The 5,220-nt window shown below is 63.7% G+C and carries 8 protein-coding genes; 6 read left to right on the top strand and 2 right to left on the bottom strand.

From position 1 onward, the window contains the following. Window positions 1–1,047: HlyD family secretion protein (locus tag IC66_RS0129005; RefSeq protein ID WP_038950017.1), on the bottom strand; the 1,047-nt coding region annotated here is incomplete at its 3' end. A gap of 631 nt (window positions 1,048–1,678) precedes the next feature. Here IC66_RS0129005 and IC66_RS0129000 point away from each other — a divergent pair. The 6 genes from IC66_RS0129000 to IC66_RS0128975 all read left to right on the top strand — a co-directional run bounded on the left by IC66_RS0129000 (window position 1,679) and on the right by IC66_RS0128975 (window position 4,668). Beyond that, window positions 1,679–2,326, top strand: coding sequence for a response regulator transcription factor (locus IC66_RS0129000; RefSeq protein ID WP_028140947.1), 648 nt, complete (start codon window positions 1,679–1,681; stop codon window positions 2,324–2,326). A gap of 178 nt (window positions 2,327–2,504) precedes the next feature. Beyond that, window positions 2,505–2,906, top strand: a complete 402-nt coding sequence (locus tag IC66_RS0128995) for a hypothetical protein (RefSeq protein ID WP_028140946.1) — start codon at window positions 2,505–2,507, stop codon at window positions 2,904–2,906. 122 nt (window positions 2,907–3,028) lie between these two features. After that, window positions 3,029–3,421: a curlin gene (locus IC66_RS0128990; RefSeq protein ID WP_028140945.1), complete on the top strand. Its 393-nt coding sequence runs from the start codon at window positions 3,029–3,031 to the stop codon at window positions 3,419–3,421. A 26-nt stretch (window positions 3,422–3,447) separates the two neighbouring features. Further along, window positions 3,448–3,858 carry a curlin gene (locus tag IC66_RS0128985; RefSeq protein ID WP_049801994.1) on the top strand — a complete coding sequence of 137 codons (411 nt, stop codon included), beginning with the start codon at window positions 3,448–3,450 and terminating at the stop codon, window positions 3,856–3,858. Window positions 3,859–3,930: 72 nt separating this feature from the next. Then, window positions 3,931–4,362, top strand: coding sequence for a curlin (locus IC66_RS0128980; RefSeq protein WP_271596274.1), 432 nt, complete (start codon window positions 3,931–3,933; stop codon window positions 4,360–4,362). 12 nt (window positions 4,363–4,374) lie between these two features. Beyond that, window positions 4,375–4,668, top strand: coding sequence for a hypothetical protein (locus IC66_RS0128975; RefSeq protein ID WP_028140942.1), 294 nt, complete (start codon window positions 4,375–4,377; stop codon window positions 4,666–4,668). Window positions 4,669–4,721: 53 nt separating this feature from the next. On the opposite strand, the gene IC66_RS0128970 is transcribed toward IC66_RS0128975, so the two are convergent. Further along, window positions 4,722–5,003, bottom strand: a complete 282-nt coding sequence (locus tag IC66_RS0128970; RefSeq protein ID WP_038950014.1) for a hypothetical protein — start codon at window positions 5,001–5,003, stop codon at window positions 4,722–4,724. Window positions 5,004–5,220: the final 217 nt, after the last annotated feature.

Raw genomic sequence — 5,220 nt, 5'->3', positions numbered from 1 at the left:
CCCCTGCCGCACCACCGCCTCGAAGCGGCGGTCGGGGTAGGCATCCACCGTGAAATGGGCGCGCTGGCCGGGGGCGATGCGGCCGATATCGGCTTCGTCGACCTGCGCGTGAATCTCCATGTCCTCCAGGCGGTGGGCCACCACGAAGGTGGTGCGCGATTCCAGTCCGACCGCGAGCGTCTGGCCCTCGTTGACGAACCTGCCGACGACGACGCCGTTGATCGGCGAGCGGATCACGGTGCGGTCGAGATCGGCCTGGGCTGCGGCGAGAACGGCTGCCTTCTCCGGCACGGCCATGCGTGCCTGTTGCAGCTCCGCCTCGATGCGGCGGACGTCGGCCTGTGCCCCCTCCACCGAATAGGAGTTGAGGGACATCAGGATCTCGGCCTCGCGCTCCTGGGCGAGGCGTGCGGTGAACTCGGTCTGTGCGTCGTCGACTGTCGTCGTCGCCACCACGTTCTGCGATTGCAGCGCCAGCTTCCGTTGCAAGGTCTTCTGCGCCGAGGTCTTGACCGCCTGAGCGCTTTCGAGCTTGGCGGCGAGCACGTCGCGGCTGCCTCTGGCGTTTTGCAGGTCGATCCGGGCGCGATCCAGCTTGGCCCTGGCGATGTCGACGAGCGAATTGGAGACGGCAAGCGCAGCTTTGGCTTCGTCGACCTTGGCCGCGAAGCTGCGCGGATCGATCAAGGCGAGCGGTTGATCCTTGGTGACGGTGTCGTTGAAATCGACATAGACCCGGGCGAGCTGCCCGGACAGCTGGGAACCGACCTCGATCGTCTTGACCGGCTGCAGGGCACCGGTGACCGTGACGGTCTGCTCGATGCTGCCGCGCTGGATCGAGGCGTAGCGGAACACGGGCGAATCGGACCCGAATGTCGGAGCTTCGCGTCCGACGGGGACGAGCAGGCGCCTGGTCGATTCCAAGGCGTGCGCCGCCTTGTCCGTAGCCCTCCCGGCCGCGCCGGTGATGACGGCCGGCCCCAGGGTGGTGACCGCGGCGAGGCTGCATGCAGTTCCAAGCAAGGCAATAACTGGCACAAATCGCATATCAAAACCCGCCTGGTTGAAATGGCTTCGTTGCGGCAGGAAAAAATGGCAAGCTCGCTATGGTTGTAAATCATCTAAGGTAGTATCGATCGTCAGTATGTCGTTCTCGTCGGGGCGACGGTCGGGTGCGCCAAGATGATCCAGTAGTAAAGGCGCGGGGTGCGACTTTTCGTGATTTGCTGGAGATGCATACGAAGCGTATCGATATGACGCGCGCGGTATCGAACTCGATTAGCTGACTGAACGTCCCGTCTGCTCCGGCCGAAAGCGGCCGGCGCCCGGCGTTCGACTCGGCACATGAGTGGCGATGCCATGATGCAGTTGGCAATACCGCGATCACGCGACCGGACTCCACGCTACCGGACTCCACGGCACCGGCTTGCCGCATTCTCGATATCGCACTCCGCCGCGATGCCGACGGAGCCGCGCTCAATTCCCTCCGATCACGAAGCCCGATATGTGAACGCCTTCACTCGCCACGAGCGGGTGTTGGCTCTAAGACGTCGAACCGGTGGACCGATGCGCTTCGCCCGGACCCCGCGAATTCACCCAAGCACCTTGTCTGCGCTTGCAAGAAGAATGGATGGCTCGATGCCTGCTCATCGAGCCCCAAGCCGGGGAGTCCGTTGCAATGGTTTCAGGTCAAGCCATAGTTTATGTCGTTGACGACGAGATTCAGATTCGAACTGCGATCGGAAATCTCTGCGAGGAGACCGGACACCGGGTGAAGTTGTTCGCCTCGACGGAAGAGTTCCTCACCGAGAATCTTTCCAGCAGTCCGTCGTGCCTCGTGCTCGACGTCCGCTTTCCCGGGACGTCGCCGACCGGCCTCGAGCTTCAGCGCCGGCTCGCCGAGACGGGCGTGCCGATCCCGATCGTCTTCATCAGCGGCCATTCCGACGTCCGCGTCTCGGTCGAGGCCATGAAGCGCGGCGCGGTCGAGTTTCTGCCAAAACCGTTTCGCGAGCAGGAGATCCTCGATGCGATCAGGCACGGCATCGAGCGCGACCGCAGGCGGCTGGAACGCGAGGATATCGTGCGTGAAGCCCGCCAGCGCGTCGAGACGCTGACGGCGAGAGAGCGCGAGATCATGCTGCTGATGGCCGAAGGGCTGGTGGCCAAGCAGATCGCGGCGAGGCTCGGCGTGAGCGAAGTGACGGCGAAGGTCCATCGCGCCAGGATGATGCGAAAGCTGGAGCTGCGTACGCCGATCGAAGTGGTGCGGCTGATCGACAGCATGGGGCGCGAAGCCGAGACGATTCGCGCCGGCGCGGGATAGCAGCTGTTTCTGCGCTTCGATGTGCCGACATCTCGCGCAACGTCTAGTCCGTACCGATTAGCATGAACTGCAGTCTGTCGCGCAGGCCACGATCGGTTCACAGTATCCCTACGATGTCGGCCTCTTCCAAGACGGCATCCAAATTCAGTCAGACAACTTGGCCAGAAAGGGATACTCCATGCGTAAATTGTTTTTTGCTTCCGTTGCATTGTTCGCCCTGTCCTCCGCGGCGCAGGCCGCCAACACCTCGACCACGGTGCAAGTCGGCGTCGTGAACGGCTCGTCCGTCACGCAGAACGGCCTCACCAATGACAGCTCGTCGACCAGCCAGCTCGGCATCGTGAACACTGCGTCCACGATGCAGGGGACCGGCGCTGCCTCGCTCAACAACGGCAGCACGGTGAACCAGGTCGGCGTGCAGAACTCGGCGACCACCGGCCAGGTGGCGTTCGGCAACAACACCAGCGCGATCACCCAGAACTCGTTCGGTCCTCCCGCGCTGCAGAACAACGCCGCCGCCGTCGGCCAGCTCAGCGTGTTCGGCGTCAACGGCAGCACCGTCTCGCAGACGGCGCACTGACACACAGCCCCGTTTGGCCGGACGCATCCAGTTGCGGTTGCGTCCGCGCCATTCTCGAATGCACCGCAATCCGGCCGGCCGATCAATTGCGATGGCCCGCCCATTGTCGCGGAGGAAATGACATGCGGATCACCTATTTCATTGCAACTTTCGTGGCGCTCGGTGCGCTGACGGCCGCCGACGCAAACGCCGGCAACACCGCCAGCGTGCTGCAATTCGGCACGACCAACACTTCGTTCATTTCGCAGAGCGGCGGCACCAGCAACAACGCGACCACGATGCAGTTCGGCGCCACCAATACGGCGACCACCTTGCAGATGGGCTCGCTCCTGACCGTCAACAATTCGGTGATCGGGCAGGGCGGCACGACCGCGACGGCGTCGAACACCGCGCTGGCCGGCCAGGTCGGCGGCTCCAATTCGAGCCTGATCGGCCAGATCGGAGCGAACAATGCCGCCGGAGTTGGTCAGCTCGGAATCCTGAACGGCTCGACGATCATCCAGCAGGCTCCGTGAGCCGACCCGAACTGACGAGGCATGTCATGAAACATCATTTGGGACGCGCGGGCGCCGTCTTGCTCGCTCTGTGCTCGGCGGGCACCGGATCAGCCGGTGCCCAGACCGCCGACATCAAGACCATTGTCTCTGTCGGCGGGCCGCCCGTGGTGCTGAACCAGAACAGTCAGCTCAACATGGCGGGCGTGTTCATGATCGGCGGCAGCACCAGCGCGACAGTGACGCAGAACGGCACCAACAACGCCACGGGCGTCCTGCAATTCGGCGGAACGAATTCCGCATCGATCGGGCAGGCCGGAACGAACAATCTCGCCTTCGTCGGTCAGACCGGCCAGTCGGCGACGAGCCTGATATCGCAGCTCGGCACGATGAATGCGGGCACGGTGGCGCAATTCGGCACGATCAACGCCTCGACGATCGTGCAGACCGGCCCGTAAGGCGCGAGCCAACGCGCCGGTGCCAGGAACGAACGGGGAAGCGCGATGCGATGCGGACAGATCTTGAGGCACGTGTTGGCCGTGGCGGCGATGCTCGCCGCCATCGGCACGGCAACCCAGGCGAGCGCCGGGTCGATCCAGCGCAGCGTGACCAACCGGAACGTGAGCATCGAAACGGTCGTGCAGTTCGGCGACAACGTTCAGCCCGTGACGATCGAAGAGAACAGCCGCATCAATATCGCGCGGGTGATCCAGATCGGCGGCACCGGGACGGTGGACGCGACCATCATCCAGAGCGGCACGCGCAACTATGCCAATGTGATCCAGGTGGGCGGCACCACCAATGCGATCATCGGTCAATCCGGTGCGAGCAACACCGCCGAGATCACCCAGATCGGCAATTCCACCAACGCGCTCCTGCTCCAGATCGGAGACATGAATACGGGAGCGGTAAGGCAGTTCGGGCGTTTCAACTGGCTGGCGATCTTTCAGTTCAGCCGATGATGGAGGTGTGACATGAGATTGCTCCTGCTCGCATCCGGAATAGGACTCATGAGCGTGGTCGCAACGGCGCCGGCCGGCGCTGCCGACGGTCACACCACTGTGGTCCAGGACGAGAACGGCACCTCGGTGATCACGCAGAGCGGCGATCCCGCGCAGGCCGAGGTCAAAATCGAGAAGGAGCCCGGGCGCACGACGGTCTACCGGCGCAGCGGCGGCAACACCGCGATCGTGACGCAGGGCACCGGCAACGCGCAGGAAAACATACAGGACATGCTGGATTGGCTGCGCAAGCAGCAGGGCCGTTGACGCACGAAGGCCCACCGTCCGCGAAGGACGGTGGGCCTCGCCGCGAGCGGGCCTTACCAGCGATATCCGCCGGTCAGCGTGCCGTTGTTGTTGCCGTCAGGGCCGACGTCACCCTGTGTCGAACTCGGGGTCGGATGGTTGGTGCCGTTGAGCGCGCCATAGGGCCCCCCGACATCAGGATAATACGCGCGCGGCTGGACCGGTTCGTAGGCGGGCGCGGTGCGGTCCCAGCCCACGCGCGGTCCGTTCCAATCATAGCCCTGCGCCGAGGCAGCCGCAGTGCCGGCGACGAGTGATGCCGTGATCAGGCACAGGAGTTTTGACTTGTTCTGCATTGGAGATGCTCCTTGCTGGTGTCGGGGGCCAACGGTTGCACTGCGGGAGCGTTCCGGGATGCGTCCAGCGGGAGCGATCAACTCCGATCAACTGGTTATGAAGCGCGGGCCGCGGAACGAAGTGCTTGAAATGAGCCGGGGATCCCGGGCGTCTTGCCGCACCTGTTCCCAGGTTACGCCGGTGTCTTAACCAATAATTAATTATACGTTTGCGGGT

The organism is Bradyrhizobium genomosp. III, assembly GCF_000261705.1.
Taxonomy (GTDB): Bacteria; Pseudomonadota; Alphaproteobacteria; order Rhizobiales; family Xanthobacteraceae; genus Bradyrhizobium; species Bradyrhizobium ottawaense.
This window is presented reverse-complemented; position numbering and strand designations above follow the sequence as displayed.

Coding starts and splice junctions, on each gene's coding strand:
- IC66_RS0128970 (WP_038950014.1), bottom strand. CDS start 5,003: ATGCAGAACAAGTCAAAACTCCTGTGCCTGATCACGGCATCACTCGTC.
- IC66_RS0128995 (WP_028140946.1), top strand. CDS start 2,505: ATGCGTAAATTGTTTTTTGCTTCCGTTGCATTGTTCGCCCTGTCCTCC.
- IC66_RS0128990 (WP_028140945.1), top strand. CDS start 3,029: ATGCGGATCACCTATTTCATTGCAACTTTCGTGGCGCTCGGTGCGCTG.
- IC66_RS0128985 (WP_049801994.1), top strand. CDS start 3,448: ATGAAACATCATTTGGGACGCGCGGGCGCCGTCTTGCTCGCTCTGTGC.
- IC66_RS0129000 (WP_028140947.1), top strand. CDS start 1,679: ATGGTTTCAGGTCAAGCCATAGTTTATGTCGTTGACGACGAGATTCAG.
- IC66_RS0128975 (WP_028140942.1), top strand. CDS start 4,375: ATGAGATTGCTCCTGCTCGCATCCGGAATAGGACTCATGAGCGTGGTC.